Source organism: Campylobacter sp. FOBRC14, assembly GCF_000287855.1.
GTDB classification, from domain to species: domain Bacteria; phylum Campylobacterota; class Campylobacteria; order Campylobacterales; family Campylobacteraceae; genus Campylobacter_A; species Campylobacter_A curvus.
This window is the reverse complement of sequence record NZ_ALJJ01000007.1, coordinates 331349-355725: the sequence shown is the minus strand read 5'-3', so window position 1 is coordinate 355725 and position 24377 is coordinate 331349. Positions and strand designations below refer to the sequence as shown.

Annotated in this window: 31 protein-coding genes and 1 pseudogene; 9 read left to right on the top strand and 23 right to left on the bottom strand. The window is 41.8% G+C overall.

The features are described 5' to 3' along the window. Positions 1 to 15 precede the first annotated feature (15 nt). The 6 genes from HMPREF1139_RS02560 to HMPREF1139_RS02535 are packed head-to-tail and all read right to left on the bottom strand — an operon-like array spanning position 16 to position 3541. On the bottom strand, positions 16 to 480 hold the full coding sequence (locus tag HMPREF1139_RS02560; protein ID WP_009649700.1) for a hypothetical protein: 465 nt from the start codon (positions 478 to 480) through the stop codon (positions 16 to 18). 1 nt (position 481) lies between these two features. Then, a complete protein-coding gene (locus HMPREF1139_RS02555) occupies positions 482 to 1168 on the bottom strand; it encodes a hypothetical protein (protein ID WP_009649569.1) in 687 nt (228 codons plus the stop codon). Between the two features lie 27 nt (positions 1169 to 1195). Continuing rightward, positions 1196 to 1546 (bottom strand): hypothetical protein, encoded by a 351-nt coding sequence (locus HMPREF1139_RS02550; protein WP_009649441.1) that lies wholly within the window; start codon positions 1544 to 1546, stop codon positions 1196 to 1198. Further along, positions 1543 to 1884, bottom strand: a complete 342-nt coding sequence (locus tag HMPREF1139_RS02545) for a hypothetical protein (RefSeq protein ID WP_009649834.1) — start codon at positions 1882 to 1884, stop codon at positions 1543 to 1545. Before HMPREF1139_RS02545 ends, HMPREF1139_RS02550 begins: the two co-directional genes overlap by 4 nt. 41 nt (positions 1885 to 1925) lie before the next feature. Further along, positions 1926 to 2789, bottom strand: coding sequence for a Mu-like prophage major head subunit gpT family protein (locus HMPREF1139_RS02540; RefSeq protein WP_009649775.1), 864 nt, complete (start codon positions 2787 to 2789; stop codon positions 1926 to 1928). Next, positions 2789 to 3541: a phage protease gene (locus HMPREF1139_RS02535; protein ID WP_009649488.1), complete on the bottom strand. Its 753-nt coding sequence runs from the start codon at positions 3539 to 3541 to the stop codon at positions 2789 to 2791. The genes HMPREF1139_RS02540 and HMPREF1139_RS02535 overlap by 1 nt, the downstream gene beginning before the upstream one ends. A gap of 261 nt (positions 3542 to 3802) precedes the next feature. Here HMPREF1139_RS02535 and HMPREF1139_RS02530 point away from each other — a divergent pair, with 261 nt between their 5' ends. From HMPREF1139_RS02530 to HMPREF1139_RS02510, 5 genes are all read left to right on the top strand, one after another. Next, positions 3803 to 4273 (top strand): DUF1804 family protein, encoded by a 471-nt coding sequence (locus HMPREF1139_RS02530; RefSeq protein WP_009649605.1) that lies wholly within the window; start codon positions 3803 to 3805, stop codon positions 4271 to 4273. Further along, complete coding sequence (gene terL, locus HMPREF1139_RS02525; RefSeq protein ID WP_009649598.1) at positions 4270 to 5778, top strand: phage terminase large subunit; 1509 nt, start codon at positions 4270 to 4272, stop codon at positions 5776 to 5778. Before HMPREF1139_RS02530 ends, terL begins: the two co-directional genes overlap by 4 nt. 139 nt (positions 5779 to 5917) lie before the next feature. Beyond that, complete coding sequence (locus HMPREF1139_RS02520; protein WP_009649862.1) at positions 5918 to 7222, top strand: phage portal protein family protein; 1305 nt, start codon at positions 5918 to 5920, stop codon at positions 7220 to 7222. A 142-nt stretch (positions 7223 to 7364) separates the two neighbouring features. Continuing rightward, the gene (locus HMPREF1139_RS02515) at positions 7365 to 8597 is read left to right on the top strand and encodes a phage head morphogenesis protein (RefSeq protein ID WP_009649842.1); all 1233 of its coding nucleotides are present in this window, start codon (positions 7365 to 7367) and stop codon (positions 8595 to 8597) included. Positions 8598 to 8716: 119 nt separating this feature from the next. Then, positions 8717 to 9307: a phage virion morphogenesis protein gene (locus HMPREF1139_RS02510; protein WP_009649866.1), complete on the top strand. Its 591-nt coding sequence runs from the start codon at positions 8717 to 8719 to the stop codon at positions 9305 to 9307. 74 nt (positions 9308 to 9381) lie between these two features. Here the strand turns inward: HMPREF1139_RS02510 and HMPREF1139_RS02505 are convergent, their stop codons facing one another. The 12 genes from HMPREF1139_RS02505 to HMPREF1139_RS11505 form a co-directional block, all read right to left on the bottom strand. Next, positions 9382 to 9603 carry a hypothetical protein gene (locus tag HMPREF1139_RS02505; protein ID WP_009649451.1) on the bottom strand — a complete coding sequence of 74 codons (222 nt, stop codon included), beginning with the start codon at positions 9601 to 9603 and terminating at the stop codon, positions 9382 to 9384. A gap of 112 nt (positions 9604 to 9715) precedes the next feature. Further along, positions 9716 to 10633 (bottom strand): AAA family ATPase, encoded by a 918-nt coding sequence (locus tag HMPREF1139_RS02500; RefSeq protein WP_009649812.1) that lies wholly within the window; start codon positions 10631 to 10633, stop codon positions 9716 to 9718. Further along, on the bottom strand, positions 10620 to 10811 hold the full coding sequence (locus tag HMPREF1139_RS02495; RefSeq protein ID WP_009649640.1) for an NrdR family transcriptional regulator: 192 nt from the start codon (positions 10809 to 10811) through the stop codon (positions 10620 to 10622). The genes HMPREF1139_RS02500 and HMPREF1139_RS02495 overlap by 14 nt, the downstream gene beginning before the upstream one ends. Beyond that, positions 10808 to 11296, bottom strand: coding sequence for a regulatory protein GemA (locus HMPREF1139_RS02490; RefSeq protein ID WP_232209590.1), 489 nt, complete (start codon positions 11294 to 11296; stop codon positions 10808 to 10810). The genes HMPREF1139_RS02495 and HMPREF1139_RS02490 overlap by 4 nt, the downstream gene beginning before the upstream one ends. Before the next feature lie 17 nt (positions 11297 to 11313). Then, positions 11314 to 11517 (bottom strand): hypothetical protein, encoded by a 204-nt coding sequence (locus tag HMPREF1139_RS02485; RefSeq protein WP_009649890.1) that lies wholly within the window; start codon positions 11515 to 11517, stop codon positions 11314 to 11316. A 327-nt stretch (positions 11518 to 11844) separates the two neighbouring features. Beyond that, positions 11845 to 12255, bottom strand: coding sequence for a hypothetical protein (locus tag HMPREF1139_RS02475; RefSeq protein WP_009649683.1), 411 nt, complete (start codon positions 12253 to 12255; stop codon positions 11845 to 11847). Positions 12256 to 12315: 60 nt separating this feature from the next. Then, entirely contained in the window at positions 12316 to 12543 is a 228-nt protein-coding gene (locus HMPREF1139_RS02470) for a hypothetical protein (protein WP_009649616.1), read from the bottom strand. A gap of 115 nt (positions 12544 to 12658) precedes the next feature. Beyond that, positions 12659 to 13000, bottom strand: coding sequence for a DUF7768 domain-containing protein (locus HMPREF1139_RS02465; protein ID WP_009649550.1), 342 nt, complete (start codon positions 12998 to 13000; stop codon positions 12659 to 12661). Positions 13001 to 13178: 178 nt separating this feature from the next. Next, complete coding sequence (locus HMPREF1139_RS02460; RefSeq protein ID WP_009649575.1) at positions 13179 to 14072, bottom strand: ATP-binding protein; 894 nt, start codon at positions 14070 to 14072, stop codon at positions 13179 to 13181. 118 nt (positions 14073 to 14190) lie between these two features. Beyond that, positions 14191 to 16323 (bottom strand): helix-turn-helix domain-containing protein, encoded by a 2133-nt coding sequence (locus HMPREF1139_RS02455; RefSeq protein ID WP_009649677.1) that lies wholly within the window; start codon positions 16321 to 16323, stop codon positions 14191 to 14193. After that, complete coding sequence (locus HMPREF1139_RS11650; RefSeq protein ID WP_009649786.1) at positions 16323 to 16484, bottom strand: hypothetical protein; 162 nt, start codon at positions 16482 to 16484, stop codon at positions 16323 to 16325. The genes HMPREF1139_RS02455 and HMPREF1139_RS11650 overlap by 1 nt, the downstream gene beginning before the upstream one ends. Positions 16485 to 16620: 136 nt before the next feature. Then, positions 16621 to 16767 carry a hypothetical protein gene (locus HMPREF1139_RS11505; protein ID WP_009649868.1) on the bottom strand — a complete coding sequence of 49 codons (147 nt, stop codon included), beginning with the start codon at positions 16765 to 16767 and terminating at the stop codon, positions 16621 to 16623. Between the two features lie 176 nt (positions 16768 to 16943). On the opposite strand from HMPREF1139_RS11505, the pseudogene HMPREF1139_RS12075 reads away from it, so the two are divergent. Continuing rightward, positions 16944 to 17108, top strand: a pseudogene (locus tag HMPREF1139_RS12075) (helix-turn-helix domain-containing protein); the annotation flags it as partial. 108 nt (positions 17109 to 17216) lie between these two features. Continuing rightward, positions 17217 to 17765, top strand: coding sequence for a S24 family peptidase (locus tag HMPREF1139_RS11065; RefSeq protein ID WP_232209589.1), 549 nt, complete (start codon positions 17217 to 17219; stop codon positions 17763 to 17765). Positions 17766 to 17973: 208 nt separating this feature from the next. Here the strand turns inward: HMPREF1139_RS11065 and HMPREF1139_RS02445 are convergent, their stop codons facing one another. The 5 genes from HMPREF1139_RS02445 to HMPREF1139_RS02425 form a co-directional block, all read right to left on the bottom strand. Beyond that, the gene (locus HMPREF1139_RS02445) at positions 17974 to 18990 is read right to left on the bottom strand and encodes a trans-sulfuration enzyme family protein (RefSeq protein ID WP_009649691.1); all 1017 of its coding nucleotides are present in this window, start codon (positions 18988 to 18990) and stop codon (positions 17974 to 17976) included. A gap of 25 nt (positions 18991 to 19015) precedes the next feature. After that, on the bottom strand, positions 19016 to 19753 hold the full coding sequence (locus HMPREF1139_RS02440) for an amino acid ABC transporter ATP-binding protein (protein WP_009649805.1): 738 nt from the start codon (positions 19751 to 19753) through the stop codon (positions 19016 to 19018). Further along, entirely contained in the window at positions 19753 to 20439 is a 687-nt protein-coding gene (locus HMPREF1139_RS02435) for an amino acid ABC transporter permease (protein ID WP_009649801.1), read from the bottom strand. The genes HMPREF1139_RS02440 and HMPREF1139_RS02435 overlap by 1 nt, the downstream gene beginning before the upstream one ends. After that, on the bottom strand, positions 20440 to 21192 hold the full coding sequence (locus tag HMPREF1139_RS02430) for an amino acid ABC transporter substrate-binding protein (protein ID WP_009649442.1): 753 nt from the start codon (positions 21190 to 21192) through the stop codon (positions 20440 to 20442). Positions 21193 to 21351: 159 nt separating this feature from the next. Beyond that, a complete protein-coding gene (locus HMPREF1139_RS02425) occupies positions 21352 to 22125 on the bottom strand; it encodes an amino acid ABC transporter substrate-binding protein (RefSeq protein ID WP_009649752.1) in 774 nt (257 codons plus the stop codon). A gap of 134 nt (positions 22126 to 22259) precedes the next feature. Between HMPREF1139_RS02425 and HMPREF1139_RS02420 the strand changes: the two genes are divergently transcribed. Both HMPREF1139_RS02420 and HMPREF1139_RS02415 read left to right on the top strand, forming a co-directional pair. Next, positions 22260 to 23096: a DUF3737 family protein gene (locus tag HMPREF1139_RS02420; protein ID WP_009649589.1), complete on the top strand. Its 837-nt coding sequence runs from the start codon at positions 22260 to 22262 to the stop codon at positions 23094 to 23096. Between the two features lie 38 nt (positions 23097 to 23134). Then, positions 23135 to 24298, top strand: a complete 1164-nt coding sequence (locus HMPREF1139_RS02415; protein WP_009649642.1) for a MalY/PatB family protein — start codon at positions 23135 to 23137, stop codon at positions 24296 to 24298. Positions 24299 to 24377: the final 79 nt, after the last annotated feature.

Genomic DNA, 24377 nt, shown 5'->3' with positions numbered 1-24377 from the left:
AAGCTTTTAGCCTTTCTACTTTTTTGTGCGCTCTTTAGCTATCGTCTCATCTATGGCGTTCATCAAAGCATAATAACTGATGCCTTTTTCTTCGACCGCCTTTTTAAGAGCTTCAAAGTCATCTCCGCCGATGCTTATTTCAAATCTCTTTAAGCTCACTTCATCAAGGTTGATGTTTTGCTTTTCATATTCTTTTAGCTGCTTGCTTTTGGCTTCTATCTCATCGATAAGGGCTAAAATTTCTTTTATCACGGCTGATTTATCATCACCGTCTAAGCAGGTCGCAAGTTCCTTTTTGGCTGATTTCTTCTCTTCTAAGACACCAATTTCATCTTTTAGTGCAAAAAACTCATCTGCCGAGCCTTTTATCTTGCTAAACTCATCCATCAATTCCTTGCTTTGCTTTTTGTTTGGCTCTTTGTATTCAAGAGCAAAATTGTCCTCGTCTATCTCAAGCGTAAATGGAAATTTAGTCCTCATATCACTCTCCATCTATTAGCGTGAATATCGGCTCGTTATCTACTTTTTGAGCTTTGCCTTTCAATGAAAGCTTGATGAAATCATCACTCACCACGCCAAATTCACCGTCGTATTTTAGATTTGCTTTCGGGATGATCAAGATTTGAGCCTTGCCGTTTGCTAGATTCGTGCCGATGACGCTTATGCGTCCGATGTTATTAGCTCTTGCCTCAGGTTTTAAAACTCTTGCCTTGATACCGTAGCTCTTTTGCGCTAGGGACAAATCGGCAAATGGCTTATTCGTAGCTTTATCGGTCAGGATATAAATTTTATTGTCTTTTAAGACCGCATCACCCGTCTTACCAGTTACGTTTGCGCTACCGTCGATTATGACTCTGCCATTCCAAAATTTATCTCCTACGGCGTAGGTCTTTTCCTCTACTAGTCCTTTGAATGCAACAGCTAAATTTGAGAGGTTTAGATCGCCAATCTCGGTGCTAAACTCATATGTTACTTTCGTTTCTATTTCGCAGGCCGTAGCACCTAAGCTTTCGTCGTTGCTTAAAAGCTCTTTGGTTTCAACAGACCTTGTCAGGCTTGCTTTTTGGTTATAGCCTAAAACTATCTCATCACCGTAGTTTCCGTCACTATTTATTGGCGTAAAGCGAACCTCCCCGTTTGCAAGTCTTGCTAATTTTTCTTGTGGCATTGTTTTTCCTTTTCTTAAATTTTGGTTTTAAAAAATGTCGATCTCGACTTCAAAAAGGACTGCATATAGATATAAAGTACTGCCTTCGTATTTGGCTGCCTTTATTTGTTTATACCAGTTCTCACCATTGTTTGCCGCTTGTTTAAAAAGCTTTGTTCTGATAGCTTCAAGCTCGCCTAACGCAGCAAAGTTATCCGCTTCAAGAGAATTAGCCGCAAGAACAAGAGCGAATTTCGCCTTATCCTTTGCTGGCGATATGTTTTCGCATCCATCAAAGACGAGATATAGCCCGTTTTGGTTGATAGACTCTATAGCATTTATGCAAATAGCATTTGAAAAAGCGTCTTTTATCTTTTCAAACATCGCTTTTAAATTCATTTCCCATCTCCAAACTTTAGCCATGTTTTCGTATCTGGTGCGTCAAAAATAGACTCTCTCATCCCGACACTGCAAGTGCCAGGCTCGTTGTCACTACTTTTGAGGCTTTGCGCCAGTTTTAGCGCTTCCTTGGCCAGACTTGCTTCCCACTCTTCTATTTCCACCTTTAGATGAAGCTTGAGGCGAAACATCGCTAGATCCAGAAGCATCGGCGTTGGTATCTGCTTGTTTTGTGTCAGCTCCTGCGCTTCCTGTGCTGCCTTCTTGCAAAGCTCCTGTGTCACTTCCGCTTGGTTTAGTAGGCTCTGCCTGGCTCTGTTGTATAGTTGCTCCCACATCTTTGTCTTCCCTAAAATCGTCTATGCTGTAATGTGCCATCTTAGACTCCTGAGCTCTTATAGGCTAGCTGCCAAAGAGCAAAGCCGGCGTTCATGAAGCTTTTGCAGCCAAATAGTGCATGATCTTTTAAGAATTTATGGTCGTTGCTGCTTTCAAAAATTCCATCTTTTGCTACTTGAAGCACGAAAGGTTTGACCGGTTTTCCCAGATCCATGAGATACCAGCTAGCATCCGTGATCTCAGGGAGTACCAAAAGCTCGTACCGCTTATATGTCGGGTTCGTCTCTCCTGCTGTTAAATTTTCTTTTTGCACCGCATTTATAGCTTTTGCTAAGCTCTTTGGTCCGCAAACAAGATGCGTCGACACTATACCAAGAGATTGACCGCTGTCTCCTTTGATACTTGAAAGTAGAGCCTCGGCAGCTATGAGATTATCAGACGTCAAAGCGCCCGTACCGACATTTGAATATGTATCGCTACCAAGTACGTGAGCATTGCTGAAAAATGGCTTGCCGTCATAGCATTTGCCTTTCGTTGCATCTTCGGCGTCTAGCAAAATTTTGGCTACCAATGTCCCTCCAAAGCGTTTAGCATTGTAGGCCATTTGTTCGATCGCCGGACGATACAAACCTACCTTGTCATATTCGATATGATTGTTTGGCACTGTGACCGTGGCTTCAAACGGAACATTTTCAAGGGCGTATCCATAGTCTTTAAATTTCTTTATGTCTCTATCTCCGATCCACTCTTTCATCATCGGGAAATTTCCCAGCCAAACGTATTTTTCACTTAGATCGGTGCTAGTGACTCTCATGCAAAGAGTATCCGCCTTAGTCGTCGTCTCGTTGAATGTCTTTTGAAAGATCGCCTTGAAGCCGATCGCTGTTTCCTCAAAATGTGCCATTATTTGCCTCCTTTAAATTCATCTTCGCTAAGTCCCAGCATCTTTGCCATCTTTAGCTCATCTTCGCTTAGCCCGCTACCTTTAGTATTTTTTTCTAGGTCTTTTTTACCAAAAAACAGCCCTAGCGTGTCGTCAAGCTTATCAAGACGCTTGTTTATCTCATCTACGCTTTTGCTTAGCGAGTTTAACTGCTTCTCGTTTGCCTCTTTACCTTGATCATCGCTTTTTGGCTCGGGCTCTTTGTTTTCAGCCTCTTTTGCCTTAGCCTTGATTTCGTCAAGTTCTTTTTGCAAGGCTTCATTCTTAGCCTTTAGCTCCTCAAGCTCTTTTTGCATTGTCTCTCCTTTGGAATTGATTGTATTGTTTAGTAGATTTGGGCGATTGACTAGACCGATAGAATCAAGTCCTATCACGTTTTTACCACTTACGTCATATACTGGGCTTAGATAGCGGTAAATTTTATCTTCGACCAAAGCCTTGCCGTTTTTGTTCAGTTCAAGCTTTGCATATATGCCGTCTTCTCTTGCCTCAAAACTATCTTTATCAAACCACCCTACTGCTCCACCAAAATTGTGGTTTTCGTCAAGTGGGATATGAAGATTATTTTTTGCGATGCTTTCGAGCAAGGTTTTAGCGTCTATGTTGAATACTCGTCCATCAAGCCCAGTTATCTCTCCGATCGGAGAGATCTTTAAGGCTTCGTTTTCCTTAAAATTTAGTGCTAATAGACTTTTGCACTTTACGCCATCCATGTTTTGCTCCTTAAAAAATTGCCCCCATTTTACGGGTTTTTAAAAAAGGTTTCACTCTATATATCTGCTATATAGAGTGAAATTAATTTTTTTTCATCTTAAAATCAGGGGCAAAAATATTTAAAATGATGAGCCAAAGTATTTTGTGGCTAGACGAGGCGGCGCACGAAGAAACGAGAGCGCATACATATAGTATATAACCAAGTGGCGACAAGCGACAACGAAGTATAGGCACAAAAGACGAGGCGAGAAAGGCATGAGATGAAAGACGCGCAAGAGATGAAAGAAATGTATATCAAAGGCTACACTGTCACAGACATCGCAAAAACTCATGGCGTCACTCGTCAGACCGTATATAAGAAAAAAGCAAAAGATAAACAAGCTGGTATCGACTGGGACGCTTTGGCGCTAGCCAAAAGCAGAGATACCTCAAATCTCAAACGAAGCGAAGAAGAATTTATCCTTACTCTTATAGATAGCTTTGATAGAGCTTTTGAAGAGGTCAAGGAGTTAGACCCAGAAGAGAGACTTAAAATTCTAAACGCTTACAGCAGGGCATACTATAAGCTAAAAGCTCCGCTAAAAACAGATGTCAAAGCCAAATGCCTCGAAGCCGTGCAAAGAGCCATCAATGAGATTGCAGACCTAGCCGAAAGATTAAAAAACGATCAGGTGACAGACTTTTTGGCTACAAATGCCGATACCATACTTGAAAAGGCTTTAAAAGTATGACGGGGGCTGAGGAGCTAAGAGCAAGGCTCAAAGGATTAAAACGTGTGCCAGATCCAGCAAAACTTGAACGTCTGAAAAAGGCAAAAAGCAGCTTTTATGAGTTTGTTAAAATTTATTTTGCAAAGCACATTCAAGAGCCTGAGAATTCATTTTTTAGACGTGAATTTTATAAAAATGCCATCAAACTAACAAAAAATCACAGAAATTTACTCTTTAAGGCTTACCGCGGCGCAGCAAAAACCACTCTCATCAGCAGGTTTTTCGTGCTTTTTAAATCTATCGCACTTGATGAAAAACACAATACCATCATCATTTCAGCCACTATTGCCCTTTCAAAAAAGACGCTTGAATTTATTAAAGACGAGCTTGAAAGTAACGAACTGCTAATAAACGACTTCGAGATAACAAAGGGTAGGACTTGGACAAAGGAAGAGATCGTATTTTACGCTGGCAAGAGCGCGTTTAAAATAAGTGTATATGGAGCTGGCAAAAAGATACGTGGTGAAAACTGGCGCGGACATAGACCCCAGCTCATCATCTGCGATGACTTGGAAAACGATAAAAACATAAAAACAAAAGCCCAGCGCGATGATATGAATGAATGGTTTGTAAAAGCCGTGATGAAGTTGCCAGCTCGCGATGACACAAATCACAACATCATCGTGGTAGGCACTACGCTTCATCACGATAGCTTACTTGCTAGGCTTGAAGCAAGGAGTGATTTTCAGACGTTTTCATATCCGTTGGTTAGGAAATTTCCTGAAAATTTTGAAAGTGGCAAGTTAAATTTTAAAGAGCTCTTGCTTGACAATGATACCTTAGATAAAAAGAGTATTTGGAATGAATACTTGCAAGACAAAGACGCTTTTATGAGCGAGTATCAGAATGAACCGCTTAGTAAAGAATCTGCTAGTTTTAGTGGCTATCAGACCTTTGATCTCATGCCAAAGTGCGATGCATATTATATCGGCATAGACCCAGCTCTTGGCAAAAGCAAGGGGGATTATTTTGCAGTGTGCGTGCTTGGCTTTTATGAAGGCAAATTTTATGCAAGCGTGAAAATGAGCAAGACAAAGCCAGAAGCTATGATCGAAAAGATCATCCAAATAGCTCTTAGCATACTTTCACTCAATCGCCCGCTAAAAATCGCTATCGAGACGATTCAATTTCAAGAATTCTTTAAAGACATGCTAGACAAAAGAGCCCGCGAGCTTGGTATTTACTTACCGATTGTGGAGCTAAAAAACAATATACCAAAGGAGCTACGTATCGATAGCCTGACTCCGCCAATAAATAACGCTCAAATTTTAATTGACAAAAGCTCGCTCATATTTATAGATGAGCTTGATACATACCCAAAGTCTGCACACGATGACGGGCTTGATAGTGTTGAGATGGCGTGGCGTATCGCAAAAGCTCCAAATTTTGATTATGAAAAGGTGAATGAAATACTAAAAAGTAAAAGAGATAAAGAGAAATTTTTAAGGGGCTTACTTGATAAATAAAAATCAATTTTAAGGTGTTTAGAGAGTGGTTAGAATCGCTTTAAATTTCTTGGACGATAAATCATACGTTTTTTGCTCTTTGGCTCTTAAAACGTCTCTAAACGTGAAATATGAAATTTAACAAAAAGGATATAAGAAAATGCAAAGAAAAACCGGCTTAAAAGAGCTCATAGAAATGCTTCGTCCAAAGGGCAACTATACAAAGACCGACATCGAAAACTACAGCGAGCTAAGTAGCGGCAAGATAAGAGCTGCATTGCTTACAAAAAATCAACAAGAGCTTTTTCCGATATTTAGCCTTATTGAGGATAAAGATAGCTCGATAGGAGCCGAATGTGAGAAACGCATATCATCTATCACGAATAAATTTTTTACACATTCGTTAGGCGAAGCAGAGAACGAAAATATTGAAGAGCTCATAAAAGCAAGCGTAGAGGCTCGTGTATTTGGTATGAGTCTAGTCGAGCTTTACATCAAAGAGGATGGCTCACTTGGTGTTTCAAAAGTAGATAGAGAATTTATACATATCGAAGAGAATAAGCCTTTCTTGATAAATAACGGTAAGAGTTTTGAGGCAAAAGAGCCGTTTTTTATGAGTATCTATGCGAAACCTGCTCTCATAAAGACTCTCTGGATAGCTTTCGCCAAGCATTTCGTGCTTAGTCAGTATCTTAAATTTACAGAGTTTTTAGGAGTACCACCACTTATAGGCAATAGCTCAAGTGGGGACGAGAAAGTCATATCGCTTATGGCAGAAGCCTTTAAAAATATCCGCAGTGGCTCGTGTGCCGTGCTTGGTCCAAACGATGTGATCAAGGTCTTAGAGGGTAGAGGTTCTCAGGCTGATTTTATGGAATTCGTCAGATATTGCGACGGTGAGATAGCCAAGGTCATCAATGGCTCTATTTTAAGCTCAAATATAAGTAGCACTGGTAGCTTTGCTATGAGCAAGGTGCATGACTATAATAGAAAAGAGATCCTTGCAGGTGATGTTAAATTTGCCTCGCGTCAGGTGCAAAATTTCTATGCCAAATTTGGCAAGGATGCAAATCTTAATATCCAAATAGAAAAAGATAGCGACTTGCTAGCCCGTGCGCAGGTGTTGCAAATCCTTGGCTCACTTGGCTATCAAATGGACCCAAAAGATATGGCAAAAGAATTTGATCTGCCAGAGCCTGCCAACAACTCAAATTTTAAGCTATTTAAAAACTCAAAAGAAAAAGCCTTGTTTCTTGATAATATCGATAAATCGCTATTTAATGCAAATACCAAAGACGAAGAGGCTGCGATCGAGCAAGTCATAAAAGACATTCTTAAAAAGGCTGATAGCTTTGAAGATGTGTATGAAAATTTACTTAACAAATACCCAAATGCCGATCTTGAAGCCATCGAGAATACATTAGAAAGAGTCATTGCAAATGCCGAGATAAAGGGTATGTTGTGAAAAGCATGCTACAAAAAGTCAAGAGTTGTCAAATTTTAGATCTAGACGAGGCAGGCGAGCAAGGACAAGGGAGTTACCGTTTTGGTAATGACCGCAGTCCGCAGCAAAGCACAACGAAGTATAGGGCTAAAAGGTGGCGACTATGACGCTTGATTTTTTCAGTGAGCCAAGCGACATTATCGAATACATCAGACAAAAGCGCCCTGAAATTCACTTTGATTATGATGAGATCATGCACTATGCTCACCACAGGACTTTCACTGTTGCAAAGATCACGCAGCTTGATTTGCTCAGTGATATTCAAGAAAGCTTAGCGTATGCACAAAAAAAGGGGCTTGGCTTTGAGGAGTGGAAAGAAAGTATCATGCCAACTCTTGTTAAAAAAGGCTGGCTAGGCAATATCAAGGTTAAAAACCCAAAGACTGGCGAAGAAAAAGAAATTTATGTAGGCTCTCGCCGCTTAAAAAATATCTACAACACAAATATGCGCGTAGCTAGAGCTGTGTCAAATTATAAAGACGCCATGAACTCAGACGCGAAGTATCTGCGATATGTTGCAGTGCTTGATGGAAGAACTAGGGCTTCACATAGGGCGCTGCACGGGCTTATCTTGCCAAAGGATCACAAATTTTGGGATACACACTATCCGCCCAACGCATGGAATTGCCGATGCACCGCAAGAGCATACACAAAAGAAGAGCTTGAAAGCAGAGGCTGGCAGGTATCAACAAATATCCCAAACATCGACCCAGATCCTGATTGGAAATACAATGTCGGCAAAAGCGATCATTTAGATGATGTCTTTGCCGATAAAGTCAAAAATTTAAAGAATAAAGAGGTGTCAAAAGAATTCTACGAAAACGCCAAAGCCTTTTTAGACGAGCTAGAACACAAACGAAACCTCTACATCTGGCAACGTAGTCTTGATGAAGCCATAGATGAATTATTAATCAAAAAGAATTTAAAAAGCCCGATCGAGGTGTTTCAGATAGGTGTTTTAAGTGAATTTATTGCAAAAGAAGCAAAGGAAATTTTAAAATTTGATGTAGAGAACAACTTCATCATGGGCAATAAAAGCGGTATTTTACATATAAGAGCCGAGCGCAAAGGTAAATACGGACAAGACCTGAGTGCAGACGAACTAAAGCGTATCGTAGATGTCCTAGACAATGGCAAAACACCAGTCAGCGTAGATAAAACAAACCGAAATATAATATTTTGGTTCGAGGATCTAAATGATAAGAAAAAAATCAACAAGATCGTCGTCGATCTGAATTATAGGCTTAAGAAATTTGGAGCTACGAACTACATGGTAACAGTCGGAAAAGTCAATAAAACAAATATGAAAGAGAAAGAATTTGTAAGGATAAGGTAGCGGCGGGAGTTGCACCCGCAATACAGGTCCGATCCTGCCATTGGCAAGCACCTATCGACTACTTCGTTGCGATCATCAACTACCAAATCCTAATTTATTATACTGCGTAAAGGATAAAAATGTCAATAGAGGTCAAAGGACTTGACGAGGTCCAAAAGAAGCTACAAACATTACAAGATAGCCTGACTGGACCACAGATGCAAGTAAAATTAAGATCAGTTGGCGTTATGGTCAAAAACTCTATCGCAGAAAGCTTTGAAAACGAAGCTAGTCCGTTTGGCAAGAAGTGGAAACCGATTTCATCGATTACAGCATTTAGTGAGTTTGGCGGAGGCGGACTAGCAAATTTAAGGACCGGCAAACAAAAGGCATATTATAAAAACGGCAAAAAACAGACTAAGCCTTTTTTGAGTCGCTTTGGCATGGGCGGGAGCAAAAGGATCCTAGTCGCCTCGGGAGCGTTAGCCGGTAGATGGATAGTAGCTGCGGACGATAAAAGCGTGTCAGTATCTAACAATAGCTCAAATAACGGCTTTGCTTATGGTCTCACGCATCAATTTGGCACTGATAAAGCCGGCAAACATAAAAATATCCATATCCCGGCACGTCCATTTTTGCCGATAGATAATAGTGGAAATTTAGAATCAAAGCTTGCCAAAAGTATAAATGGTTATTTGGAAAATGAAATTTTAAAAGTATTCAAGGATTAGGTGTTCGCAGACTAAATTTTAATATTTGCGAACACCTGCAACACCACCAAAGCCCTAAAATAAAGGCTTTTATTTCAGGTGTTCGCAAATTCTTTTATTTTTTGCTCCTCTTCCTCGATCTCATTTGCTGCTTTAAGGCAAACATTTTCTAGCAAAGAAATAGCTTTTTTAAAATTAGCCGGTAGTCCCTCATTCTCTTCAAGACTTTTTAGCCCTCTAAGTAGTACGCTAATGCCTTTGAATGAGTCTTTTGCATCATTTACCTTGTCTAGAAAAAATATATTTTTATTATACATAAAAATCCTTTCTGTATTTTTTAGCCAAATTATATAAAATTACTTTTGCTATTTACAATACCTTATTAAATTTCTATGCCTGACTAATATTGATATGTTTAAAAATGCAGATTTAGGCTACAATTAGCTTATAGTTTTTAGTTTTATTTGTGCCCTCAAAGCTTTGCCAAAATATACCCTCAAACCGTTCAAGCACTCTTTGTGTGGCTCTATCGCCTTTTGAGATTTCAAGGGCTTTATAAATTTTGTTTTGGTTAAGTGATCCGTTTTCTAGTGCCTCTTTTATACGATCGCTTATGTCAAGTTCTTTTTGACTAAGTTCAAGCGTCTTTGGATCGACTTGGCTTAAAGTGCATTCATCGCAGGCTATATTAAACGCACTCTTTCTAACGTTTAAACGCTGTTTATACGGCTCAAGTATAAAATTTAGCTCCCCGCTCTTGCAAGGCATGGTATCTGCTTGCCAGACTTCATCCACGCTATTTATGAGTGAGCTAGAGCCTCTTATGCTGCTACCAGCCTTTGTGGCATGAGCGATAATTAGCAGTGTGCCACCAGCTCTTCGTATCCTCTTGCAAAAGGTTATGAGTTTATGAATTTTGGTTTCATCGTATATATCATCACCTAAAAAGAATGACAAGCTATCAAGGATGAAAAGCGCATTTTTATATCCATGCCTAGCGTTTTCTTCGATGGTTTTAAAAATTTCATTCATCTCGTTTTTCGCATCGTCCATAAGATCAGCGTTTATATATGTCATCGCTCCACCAAGCTCTCTTATGGTCTTATCGTAGTTTCTATCTTTGATGAGATCTACGCCGTTGTCTGCATCTAAATAGAGGATGTCAAAGCCCATACGCGAGAGATGTTTAGCAATAGCAAAGCATAGCCAAGTCTTACCTAGACCGCTTTTGCCCCAGATGATGTTTATGCTCTTTTCAAGCAAAAAATCATTTATCAAAATTTGCCTATCTTCAAGAGTGCAAAGCTCATCTATGCTTGGGGCATTTAAAAATTCAAACCTGCTCATCGTTATAGTCCTTCAGTATCTCTTTTACGTATTCTTTTAGATCGCTGTCGATCTTTATGATCTCGATAGTCTCAAAAGTGCAGCCACATTTAGGACATTTTCTCCATCTTTCGTTGGTGGTGCTTTTTATCGTAGTTACTACTTTTGTTTTTTCGTTTGCGCATTTTGGACAGATCATCTTGCCTTTTCTCTCTTAAATTTGATTATTTTTTCTAGTCCCGTTATTATCTTGGTCGCATCTTCCTGGTTGATGTTTTTTAAGGCTTCCGTATTTATGTAGATAGTCCTTGTTTGCCTTAATGCAAATCTAAATAAAGCCATATCATCAAAATTTAGCTCTTTTGCCAAGGCTAGCATTTTATTAAACTGCCTTATGGTAATCTTCTTTTTAGCATCTGCTTTTATAGGTTTATTGGACCTTATGGCTTTATCTAAATTTGCATTCTTTATCAAATTCCTGCCTATGAAATCGGGCTTAAAATTTAGTCCGTCTTTTGCATTGCCAAGTAAGATGTCGAGGGTCAAATCAAGCTCCGTGATACTAAGCTCGCTGCAACTTTGCACGCCAAATCTTAAATTTAGCCAGTCTTGCCACGCATAGTTTGCATTGATTTGTTGATACATCGAGTTTGTATGTATGCGGTATAGTAGCTGTTTACGCAAGAGAACTTGGCGTTTAGTCATAGTCCTAACCTCCACAATTCACGCTCCACGAACCCGCGACTTAGCCCAGCACAACGTGCTAGCTTTGAAACATTGAGCTTGCCGTTTTTAAATTTATAAAAGCTCATGTCATAGCTAAGAGCATTTTGTAGTCTTGCCATCGCCTCAGCTTTTCTTTTAGCTGCCAGATTGCCAAGATGTATGCGCTGTTTTGTTGTCATTTGGATACCTTAGCCTACAACCTTAACATTCATGGTGTTTTCTAGTCCGCAGACGAGCCCTGATCTATCCAAATTGCTATAGCCGTATGTTTTGCTATCGATACGATACCAGCAGCTTTTTTTGAGTTTAAATTTCTTAGAAATATGGTTAAGCAGAATTTTTATATTATTGCTTGCGTAGTACTTTTCTTTAAATTTGTATGTGACATCGTCTTCATTAAAGTAGTCCATATAAAAATTCCAAATTTTCATTTCTCATTCCTATTTTTTAAACTCTTTAATCAGCGTTTAATGCATATAAATACTGATTAAAGGGCTTGATGCCCTTTATATCACGCTCACACTTGGTGATTTTTCTTTGATGTCTAGACATTGTTTTAGTCCGTCATCGTTTAGCGCGAGCTCTTTTAACTTTTTCTCCGGCTTGTAGGTAGTGTCAGTCCTTACCAGTAGATTAAAATTAGGTCCCAATAGAGTCATCAAAGCGCTGACATCGCTCACCTCTATGTTCCAGCCAAAAGAGACTTTTACACCATCTTTGTCATCGATGAAATTTATCGTCGTGGCTTCATCATCATTAAGTAGCTCTCTAGCCTTTGCCACGATGACATCTTTATGAGTCTTCAGGCTCTCATTCAGCACATCGATTTGAGATTTTACCTCGCAAAAATCCTCTACTGCACGGCTTAGCTCTTTATCGCTTAGGCTGAATTCTTTTTTATTTATTTTTACTTGCATTCTTTGCTCCTTTTCTTGATTTTTTAGGCTTTTTCGCCAACTTTTTGTCTAAACTCGCCATTATCTCTCCTTTCCAAGTCTTTCATCCTCGATTTTCTCAAGCATTATCTTCATCAGAGTTATCGCGCTATCTATCCTGGTTTTGTCGCCACTGGCTTGCGCCAAAGTATCGACAAAAACGTTCATGATATTACCGATACTTATCAAAAGCTCTTTACCGCTTATATTCTCTATCTCTATCAAGACTCTTTCGCCGCTGGCATCTATCTGAAAAACCTTTTCGTTCATTCTTGTCCCTCTCTAAAATTTTAAATTTATATGCGAATCTCGCTTTACAAACGTATCCGTAAAGAGTGGCTACCGCTAAATTTTGCTTGGCTCTCTTTACGATCCGCACCATCTCTTACTCAAACAGGCTAAATTTAAGCTCCGTGATACCAAGCTCGCGAGCGTAGTCTCTCTCCTCTTGCATACCGCGACTTTTATCGCTGAATTTGCACGGATGAAAGTAATAATAGCTACACACCGAAAGCAGCTCAAAGCTAGCCTCCATCACCTCTTCACGCTCAAACTCACCATACGCGTCCATAAAAGCAATCACCGGACTAATTGGCTTGTAGCCGTTTTGTCTGACGATACGGTAAGCCTCAAGCGCAAACTGACGCGCGTAGTAGTTCCTGTCTCTATCCTTACACTCTATGCTTGCATAAGGCGTTGAGACGAACACAAGTCTCGCACTTCTCATATCTTTTCCTTTCTTACAATTTGACTTTATAGGAAGCTTCGTAAAGCCCCCGAAAAATCAAATATCTATCTGGCCACTACATCTACCACGTAGCTAAATAGCCCCAAAGAGACATAGATGTAGCCGTCTTTAACGAAATAAAACCTTTTTGAGTAGTTTGCTTGGACTCCTCTTATCATCACTGTATCTCCTTTAACACCTCTTTTAGCTTTGATGCATCGCCGTTATATAGCTCTATTAGATCTTCTATGGCGTATCTTACTTCTCTTAGATTTTTACATTTTTGCCAAACTGCATTTGCGTCGTTTTCACCGATAGTGATACCGTATTTTTCAAAGAGCATGATCACTTCATTACCGCCAAATGGGCTTAGCTTCTTTGAGGGATTTCTTATTCTGGTAGCTACTTGTTCGTGAGACCTTGCTATTTGCAAGTCAAGTTTTTCAGTGCCAGCTAGGATGATCGGAGCATGAGTGCAGTCTTGTATATGGCGTATCTGCTCCAAGCTTTTTTCGCCCAAGAAATTTGCTTCATCTATGATTATGATCCTTTGGCTTTTTGCAAGCTGAGTTTTTATAGCTCGCATGAGGTGTTGGGATGATCTTGATAGTGGTTTAGCCTCTATGATATCGGCTATGTCTTCAAGTAGCTCTTTTTTGCTGATACCATCATATGCAGTTACCATCACACTTTGAGGCAGCACACCCATTGCGGCTTCAAGTGCTACGGTTTTACCAGTGCCGCTTTTTGCCGATATTTTCATGAGAGCTCTTTGGCGGATAGCTTTTATTACGCTGGCTATTACAATGATTGTATTATTAAAAGGCAATATGTCTGCCTTGGAGCAAATTTCATCATATTTTGAGCTTACTTTTAGCTGCCTTGAGTTGAAAAAATTTGCAACCATTTCTTCAATCTCGCTTTTCTTTTCATCAGATAGCTTATAATCTCCCCAGCCATTGATTGCCAGATTTACATACGTATGGCTTTTTATGCCTAGCATCTCGGCAAGCTTTCGGTAGCTGCCACCTTCTTTTTGATATGCCTCAAATTGAGCTTTTAGATCGTTCATTTTCATCTCTTTCTTGCGAGTGTTCGCACGTTAAAATAACAAATTTGCGAACACCTAAAATACTTTAAAAGCCCTAAAAAAGGAGCTTTTAAATCAAGTGTTCGCAGATTTCTTATTTTTATACTTCCAGTGATTTTATGGCTTCATCAATATCAGGCAGATACACAGGGCTATTTGCAACCTCGGCTTCAAACTCTATCTTTACAGACACCTTTTTGCTATCTTTTTTGATGACTTCAGCTTTATCTTTCATCCTTTGAGCCAAATTTGACTGAGCCACGGCTTTATAGTGGGCATCTTTTTCATCGGTCATTGATTTGATATAGGCTTTTAGTGGTTTGATCTTTTTATTCGCGTATTCTTTTTTGGCGGCTTTGACTTCTTCAGCCGTATAGTTTGCTACTTCACTATTGATGACCTCGCACAAAAATCGCCCATCTTCGCTATAAGCATACATCTTGCTAGCGTCATCTATATCTTCGATAAGCTCGCACTTATCACCCATTTTTAGATGAGAGAAAATTTCAAGACTGGCATATTTGACGCCATTTATGCTAAATCCCTCAGTTTGCAAGAGCCTGACCTGACTTTGTCCGAATACTCTTTCATCAAACTCGAATGGTTCAAAACTAGCCTTACTTAAAGCAAATGCCCTTTGGCTCCATTCATCTATCATGGCTTGCATTTCATCGCGGGTCAGCAAATTTTCTATATTCGTCTTCATGCCGCCTAGCCTTTTGCTTTTTTCTAGGGCTTGATTTTCTTTTTCTATCCTTTGTCCTGCATTATGCCCTAAAAAGCCCGGCAATGTCTCAAAGAAGTCTTGTAATGTCTTGTGGCTTCTTTCTATCTTACCTTTTGCTTCTCCTTTAAATTTAGGCGTCCTAGAATAGATGATGCCAAGGCGTCTGAGCACCCCTTGAAAATGTTCTCCGACATAGTCTTTGCCATTATCACCTCTTACTATCCCCGGGCGTCCCATAGTGATGAGCGCTCTTTTTAAAAGCCTAACATTGGCGTATGAGTTAGGGCTGTCGCATAGCTCATATACTCTTCTTTTGCTAGCTACATCTACAAAACCTACCGCTGTGTATCTTTTTTGCTCACCATTTTCATCAAGACACATGAAGTCGAAATTCGTAGCATCCACCTGCCACTCTTCGTTGAATTTTAGATACTTCCTACCGATACTCAGGTTCGTTCCTAACACATCCAGCCCGCCACGCAAAAAGGCTCTTACTTCATAGTCGTTTTTAGCTATCTCGTCAGCATGCCTAAAAAAGGTCGCACGACTGATGTCAGAGTGCAGATCATACATATCAAAGTCTAGGCTGTTTTTTACGCAATATATACGGCAATACTCCATCCACCAGCTCGTTTTATGAGCTGTGCCGATAGTCAGTATCGCGTCTTTTATCATTTTTGTATCGGCTCTTGCCTTGCCACCGCGTTTATCGACGAGGGCTTTACCGCCTTTGTTTTCAAATTCTTTCATCCAGCGATATATCGTTTTTTCAGGTATGCCATATTCCCTAGAAGCAGCCTTTATGCTATGATCTTTACAAAAGGCTAGGACTTCTGATCTGTTGATGTTTTTACGGGCTATTTCTTGGTTTTTAGTATCTCTTTGATGTCTAGTACCCAAGAAGTTACTAGCCAGGCAAGCATTACTACCGATCCTGCCGCCATTATCATTAGTGCTAGCACTATTATCCCTATTATCGTGTCTAAATTTAACATTGCCTAGCTCCTCTTTGTCCCCAGTTTGAAGCCATACACCCCGCGCTCGCTCTTTTTCACTACAAAGCCCATTTTTTGCATACGTTCCACAAACGCCATAAACTCCGCCTCTTTGCTTTGTGTCATCATTTTTATCAATCCCTTGGCTTGACTTCGCTCTATTGATACTGCTTGCATTTACACCGTCCTTTTCTATGAAATTTAAGCTGCCGACACCACAATTTCTATTATCAAAGGAATCTCGCGACTCTTTCATATTGGCAGTTGAAATTTCACTGCTTGCTAGCTTGTCCGCTAGATCAGGGTCATAGCTTCGCACTACTTCTTCATCAAGCCAAATTTGGAGGGTTTTACCACCACGACCTATGCCGTCAGTATAGCAAAAGTGTAATATATTACTATTAGATTTGCAAAATTTTTTACCGATCTTTTTGGCTCTTGCTACGGCTTGTCTTAATGTTGCGTAATCAATCCCTAAAATTTCAGCTGCACTTTTGCTATCGACCCACATCAAGCTACCTTTATGCCGTCTTTTTTAAATACTTTTTGAGCCTTTTTACTCACATAGCCCTTATATAGACTAGTTAGGCTCAGTCCTTTCATCTCACAATAGTCTTTTAGGTCGTATTTAGTAGCCTTTTTGACTATTTTTGCTATCGTATCCCTTTTCACACTATTTCCTTTCCTAAATTTTACTCATCAAATAAAACCATATAGCTCCATATTACATAAGCTATAAGCCAATAAATATCATCCAAGATATTCTCCTTAAATTTTATTGTTAAGCGGATAAAGGAGCTAGAAAAGTCTAGCTCAACTCATAGCCATAATAGGCAGCCACAAGCCTAAGTAGCTTTTGGTCGCACACACTAGTGTCCTCACAATGCTTATCTATAATGGCGATTATCTCTTTTGCTCGCTCCAACACCTCGTTTTTGTCTTGCACTTCTTCCATGCTTTACTTCTTGTGTAAATTTATCCGCCTAACAATGAAATTTAAAAGAACACAAATTCAGAAATGTTTAGCTATTTTTTCGCTAATATTTCTAAGCTGATTTTGAAATTATAGCGTAATTTATCACACTTTGTCAAGGTAAAGTGTAAAATATTACAATATATGGGAGTAAAGTTATGGATTTATCTGGTAGACTAAAGGAACTTAGAAGTCTTAAGCAGTGGACTCAACAAGATTTATCTGATCACTCGGGTGTATCTATTGATAGCATCAAAGGATATGAGGCTGGAAAAACTAAAAATATTACAATAGATAACCTGAAAAAAATTTCAAATGCTTTTGGTATTGATATTTTAAATTTTTCGGATAAAGAACTAAAAAACAACAATGGAGTTTCTGTCACTAAGTCGTCACTAAGTCAGAAAAATAATGTCACTAAGTCAGAAAATTTGTCACTAAGTCCAGAAAAATTTGTCACTAAGTCCAGCAATCAGCAAAAAAATGTCCAGCAATCCCAAAATTTGCCCGACAATCTGTCCAACAATACCAATGACAGCAAAGAAACCAACATCATTTCGATACCTTACTATGAGGATGTATATGCCAGCGCAGGAGATGGTATCATAAACTACGATGAAGCGCCCATAGTGATGGACTTTGACGAGGAATTTCTACGCACGTTTTTGCGTATCAGCGGCTCTTTGGTAAACCTACATATCATAAATGCTAAAGGCAATAGCATGGAGCCAACGATCACGCAAGGAGAGCTTTTGTTTATCAATCCACTCGCAAACGAGGGTGGCATAATAAGCGGCTGCATATATGTAGTAAATTACGAGGGAGACATATTTGTCAAGCGCTTGGAACGAGATCCGATAACAAAGGCTATAACGATGATGTCGGACAACACAATCTACAAGACGATAACGATCGAGGGTGAAAATTTAGAAAAGTGTAACGTGATAGGCAGAGTCGTGGCTCATACTAAACGAAGCTAAAAGCTCTAACCACTAAACCGCCCATTCTAACGGGGCTCTAAACATTTTCTGACACTTTTCTAACCACTATCGCCAAAATGTATGATAAGTGTCAAGTGTTCGCAACCATTTTCACCACTTGTGTAATCTCATTGAAATGAGAAAAAATCTATCGCCAACCCCCATAAATCCGCACAAATCTCAATCCTTTTGCCTCAGCTAAAAATTCTCATTTCATACGATAATTTACAGGATGGCAGATGAGACTCTCGACTCCTCCGAGACTGACGGCCAGGTCAAACAGATGCAGACTTTTTGCAAATTTCTCATAGTCGTAGCCCTCGGCTAGCTCGAGCGAGATGACCGCACCGATGTCGCTAGCCTGTGCTTCTTGCGCTCTTTTTTCAAATTCCGAATACGACCCGGCGTAATAAACCGTCCTGACCGCCGAATTTGATTTTAGAAATTCCACTATCTTGTGCGTATTTTGCGTCTGCCTGTCAAATCGCACGCTAAGCGTCTTCAGCCCACGGATCAGATAATAAGCGTCCGTAGGCGAAAGCGTCGCTCCCAAGGTGTTTTTCATAAACGCTATCCTATCGGCCAAAGCGTCGTCGTTTGTGCTGACGATGCCCGCGATGACGTCTGCATGCCCGCCGATGTATTTGGTCGCGCTGTAAACCACGATATCTACGCCAAGAGGTAGCAACCTTTGATAATACGGCGTCAAAAACGTGTTATCCACGACGACTAGAGCGCCCTTTTTGTGGGCTAAATTCACGATACGTTTGATGTCTGTCACGCGAAGTAGCGGGTTTGATGGCGTCTCGATGAAGACCATCTTCACGTCGTCCGTGATGTCGTCCTCTTCTATCAAATTCAGATCGTCCACGAGCTCGTAGGAGATGCCTTGATTTTTAAAAATTCCGCTTGCGTAGCGATAGGTGCCGCCATAGACGTTGTTGTTTAAAAGCACCTTGTCGCCGCTTTTTAAGAGGTTAAATACCGCTGTCGTAGCGGCCATCCCCGAGGCTAGCGCGAAGCTGTATTTAGAGCCTTCAAATTTTGCAAAAAGTTCCTCGAACGCCTTTTTTGTAGGATTCGCGCTACGAGAGTAGGCAAACTCGCCAAATTCGCCCAGCCCCTCCTGCGCAAAGGTGCTTGAGAGCACGATAGGCGGCACGACGGCGTTATACGGGTTGTCTTTGGCTTCTATGCCTTTTACGATCAAAGTGTCTATTTTCATATTTTTCCTTTCTAAATTTCTAAATTCAAATATCCATCGCCGATATGAAATTTACGATACGCTCATTTTGGCTCGTGAAAAACTGCTCCGGCGTGCCGTCAAAGGCGATCTTGCCCTTGTCTAAAAACAAAATTCTATCCGCGACCTTGCGAGCGAAATTCATATTGTGCGTGACGATGATGAGAGATTTTTTCTCACGCGAGAGGCTGATGATGACCTTTAAAACCTCCGCTTCAAGCTCGGGATCAAGCGCGCTCGTGGGCTCATCGAGCAGCAAGAAATATGGATCCATCGCAAGTGCACGCGCGATCGCCACGCGCTGAGACTGCCCGCCTGAGAGGCGGTTTGGATAGGCGTCTTTTTTATCGCCCAGCCCCACCTTGCCAAGTAGTTCCTCCGCCCTTTTTATCGCGGCTTGTTTTGAGACGCCCAGCACGTGTACGGGACCTTCGATGACGTTTTCTAGCACGTTTAGGTGCGGGAAGAGATTAAAGCCCTGAAAGACCATGCCCGTGTGCTGGCGAAACGGTAGCAGCTCGTTTTGGCTAAATTTAGTGCTAAAATTTATCCTCTCTCGCCCAAGCTCCAGCTCGCCGTTTTGCGGGATTTCCAGCAAATTTATGCAGCGTAGCAGGGTTGATTTACCAGAGCCTGACGAGCCCACGATGACCGTCGTTTGCCCGTCAAAGATCTCGACGCTGATGTCATCAAGGACGAGATGGTCGCCAAAAGATTTGTTTAAATTTGTAAATTTAACGGACATCAGACATACCTTGAAGTGTATTTTTCGAGTTTGGCTTGCAGGAACGTAAGCAGCGTACAAACGACCAGGTAGATGAGTGCGGCGAGCACGTAGAGCACGAGCGGCTCGAAGGTGCGCGCAGCGATGCGCTGAGCGACCATGAACATATCGACCATCGTGATAGACGTGGCTAGCGAGGTGTCTTTGACGAGCCCGATGAAGGTGTTTGATAGCGGCGGTAGCGAGATCCTGACTGCTTGCGGGGCGATGATACGGTGTAAAATTTGCGCGTGGCTCATACCAAGCGAGGTCGCCGCCTCCCACTGCCCCTTTGGCACCGACAGGATCGAGGCTCGCACCGACTCTGAGGCGTATGCGCCCACGTTTAGGCTAAATGCGATGATCGCCGCGCTCCAAGTATCCAGCGTCACGCCCACAGCCGGCAAGCCGAAAAATATGATGAAAAGCTGCACGAGCATCGGCGTGCCGCGAAATATCCAAACGTAAGCGCCAAAGATGAATTTTAAAATTTTAAAATTCGACAGGCGCGCTATGGCGGTGATGATCGCGATCACCAGCCCGCAGGCAAAGGAAATGAGCGTGAGCGGGATCGTGACCTTTACCAGCGCGTCTAACATCGGCAGCGTCGAGGTCGAGACAAGCTCGATTATGCGGTTTATCCTATCTGCGTCCAAAATTTGCCCCAACTACTCTGTTACGTCTTTGCCGAAGTATTTTACAGAAATTTCTTTTAGTTTGCCCTCGCTACGAAGCTCGTCAAGGGCTTTGTTTATCGCGCTTACTAGCTCTTCGTTGCCCTTTTGCACGGCAGCTGCGGTGTAGTCCTTTTCTTCGCTCGTAGCGGCTATTTTCACCGGTGCGTCGGGACGTTCTTTGATAAAGTCGTAAAATACGATATTGTCTCTGATAACGCAATCAACTCTGCCAGAAAAAAGTAGCTCCATGCTCTTGGCAAAGCTATCGACCACGACGTGCTCGGCGCCGTATTTCTTGGCTACTTGCGCCCAGTTGCTAGTCGCGGAGTCGGCGTCTTTTTTGCCTTTTAGATCGGCAAAGTTCTTGATACTATCGTCATCCTTACGCACGATGATCGCGCCATAGACGACGGTGTAGGGCTTTGAGAAGTCGTATTTTTTCTTGCGCTCATCTGTGGGGCTCATTTGATTAAACACCGCGTCCGCTTTGCCCGCGTCAAATCCAGCAAGCATGCTGTCCCACGGCGTGGCGAAAAACTCGATCTTTAAATTTAGCTTCTCAGCCACCGCACGAGCGATATCCACGTCAAAGCCCGTGAGCTCGTTTTTCTCGTTATAAAACGAAAACGGCGCGTATGTGCCCTCGGTCGCGACGGTCAGCACGCCGTCTTTTATCGTTTTAGCCTGTAAATTTAGCCCCAAAGCCAAAATGACGGCAAATTTAAGCAAATTTGCAATTTTCATGATTTGTCCTTAAAAAAGATATGATTTTGTTTGTATCTTTATGTTGATGTATATGCCAACGGCAATCTAAAGCGAAAATATATCACAAAAAATATAAATTTTGCAAAATTTAGCAAGCCGGCCGGGCGTAAAATTTGGCTAAATTTAACGCCCGTATCATCACTCGGAGACGTCCTTGCCGAAGTATTTCATCGAAATTTCCTTTAGCTTGCCCTCGGCTTTTAGCTCTTGTAAGGCTTTATTTACGGCCTTTACGAGTGTATCGCTTCCTTTATGAAAAAGAGCGGCTGAATATATCGGCTCGCTTGCGGTAGCAGCTATTTTTATAGGGGCGTCCGGTTTTTGCTTTACAAAGTCAAAAAATGTTATCGTGTCGTTTATCGTGGCGTCTGCGCGTCTTGCGATGATGAGCTCCACGCCCTTGCTAAAGCCATCTACCGTAACGACGTTCGCGCCGTATTTCTCAGCTACTTGCGCCCAGTTACTGGTGGCCGAGTGAGCGGAATTTTTACCTTTTAGATCCTCGAATTTCTTTATGCTATCGTTGTCTTTACGAACTATGAGCGCACCGTAAGCCGTAGTGTAAGGCTCGCTGTAATCGTATTTTACCTTACGCTCAGGCGTGATGCTCACTTGGTTAAACACAACATCTGCCTTGCCTGCGTTAAACGCCGCCAGCATCGCATCCCACGGCGCCTCGACAAACTGTACCTCTACGCCAAGCTTGGCTGCAACAGCCTTTGCAACATCGACATCGTAGCCGACAAGCTCGTTTTTCTCATCATGAAACGAATAAGGCGAATACGTCCCCTCGGTCGCGATTCTGATGACGCCGCCCTTTTTGATCTGCTCGAGCGAGCTTTCGCCAAATGCACCCACGCATATCGCTAGGCTTGCTAAAGTCAGGAATTTTGCAAATTTTTGTAAAAACATATCTTCTCCTTTTTTACTTTATTTTTACAATAAGTGTGGATTATATCATAAAAATTTTAAAAATTTTACAGAAGCGTTGTAGTAAGTATTGCACTAAAGCTGCTATACTTTCGAAAAAATAAAAAGGAATATCGATGCAAGAGATAAACGAGCAAAATTTTAGCGGCGAAAGGGCGATGTTTTGGTGCAAGGATACGAGATTTTCGTATTGCGTCTTTGATGAGGGCGAGTCCCCGCTAAAGCACAGTCAAAATTTAGAGCTGAATTTCACGCTTTTCAAGTGGAAATATCCGCTTTGGTACAGCAAAAACGCTAGACTGGAAAGCTGTACTTTCTACGAGATGGCAAGGGCTGGCATCTGGTATAGCTCGGACATTTTTTTCAACCAATGCACCATCGAAGCGCCCAAAAATTTCAGGCGCTCAAAAAATATCACTCTGCAAAACGTGACGCTGCCAAACGCCGCCGAGACGCTTTGGAGCTGTGAAAACGTGACGCTTAAAGACGTGAGCGCCAGGGGCGATTATTTTGCGATGAATAGCACGAACATAAGCATTAAAAATTTAAATTTAGCGGGCAACTACAGCTTTGACGGCGTCAAAAATTTAGAGATCAAAAACTCCAAGATCATCTCAAAAGACGCCTTTTGGAACAGTCAAAACGTGACCGTGACGGGCAGCTTCATCTCGGGCGAATACCTGGGCTGGAACTCGAAAAACATCACGTTCATCGACTGCGTCATCCAAAGCGAGCAAGGCATGTGCTACATCGATAATGTCGTGCTAAAAAACTGCAAGACGATAAACACGAACCTGGCGTTTGAGTATTCAAGCGTGCAGGCTGAAATTTCAAGCGGTATCGACAGCGTGAAAAACCCGATCGGCGGGCGCATCAGGGCGCAAAATTTCGGCGAAGTGATACTCGAAAAAGATAGGATCGACCCCACCAAAACGCAAATAGAGCAAATTTGATATAATGGCTGAAAATTTTAATACTGCGAGGTAAAACGATGAAATACGACTTTGACACGCCCGTCGATAGAAGCGGCACAAACTCCTCAAAATGGCGCACCGTAGGCAACGAGCTACCGATGTGGGTGGCAGATATGGACTTTCGCGCTGCGCCTGAAATTTTGAAAGTCTTGCAAGAGCGCCTAGATAACGGTGTCTTTGGCTATTCGTTCATCCCAAAGGAGTGGAACAACGCTATTTGCTCGTGGTGGCAGCGCAGACATAGCGTGAGATTCGAGCCAAACTGGGCGATATTTTGCACCGGCGTGATCCCCGCTCTCTCGACCGCGATCCGCCGTTTTACCAGCCCGGGAGATAAAATTTTAGTCCAAAGCCCCGTTTATCACGTATTTTTTAACTGTATCGCAAACAACGGCAGGGAAATTTCGGCAAACGAGCTCGTATATAAAAACGGCAAATACGAGATAGACTTTGACGATCTTGAAAAAAAGCTCGCAAACCCGCTCACGACGATGATGCTACTTTGCAACCCGCACAATCCTATCGGCAAAATTTGGGACAAGGCCACACTTGGCAAGATCGGCGAGCTATGCCATAAACATGGCGTACTAGTCATCAGCGACGAGATCCACTGCGACATCACTGATCCGGGAAAGAGCTATACGCCTTTTATCGGCGTTTCCGAGCTTTGCGCGCAAAACACCATCGCTTGCATCTCGCCTACAAAAGCCTTTAATATCGCCGGCCTTCAAAGCTCGGCAGTCGTCGTGCCAAACGAAAATTTAAGAGTAAAAATGGCTGCAGCGATAAACTACGACGAAGTCGGCGAGGCAAACGCCTTTGCGATAATCGCTGCTATCGCGGCATTTGAGCGTGGTGAAGCGTGGCTAGACGAGATGAGAGCCTACATCTACGAGAACAAAAAAATCGTGCGAGAATTTATAAAAAATGAAAATTTGCCCGTGCATCTAGTCGCGTCCGAGGCGACCTACCTTTTGTGGCTGGACTGCTCCAAGGTCTGCGAGGATTCCAGTGATTTTATGAAATTCCTACGCGAAAAAGCAGGGCTTTGGCTAAATGACGGAAACGCTTACAGAGGAGATAAATTTTTCCTTCGTATGAATATCGCGACGCAAAAAAGCCGCGTCATCGAAGGGCTGAATCGCCTGAAAAACGGGATAAATTTATATTTGAAAAGATGATTAAAGCAAGAAGGCACCAGCTTGCGATCATCAGTGCCGTTACGTTTTAAACGGGCGGCTTGCGTCTTTGATCGAGCAA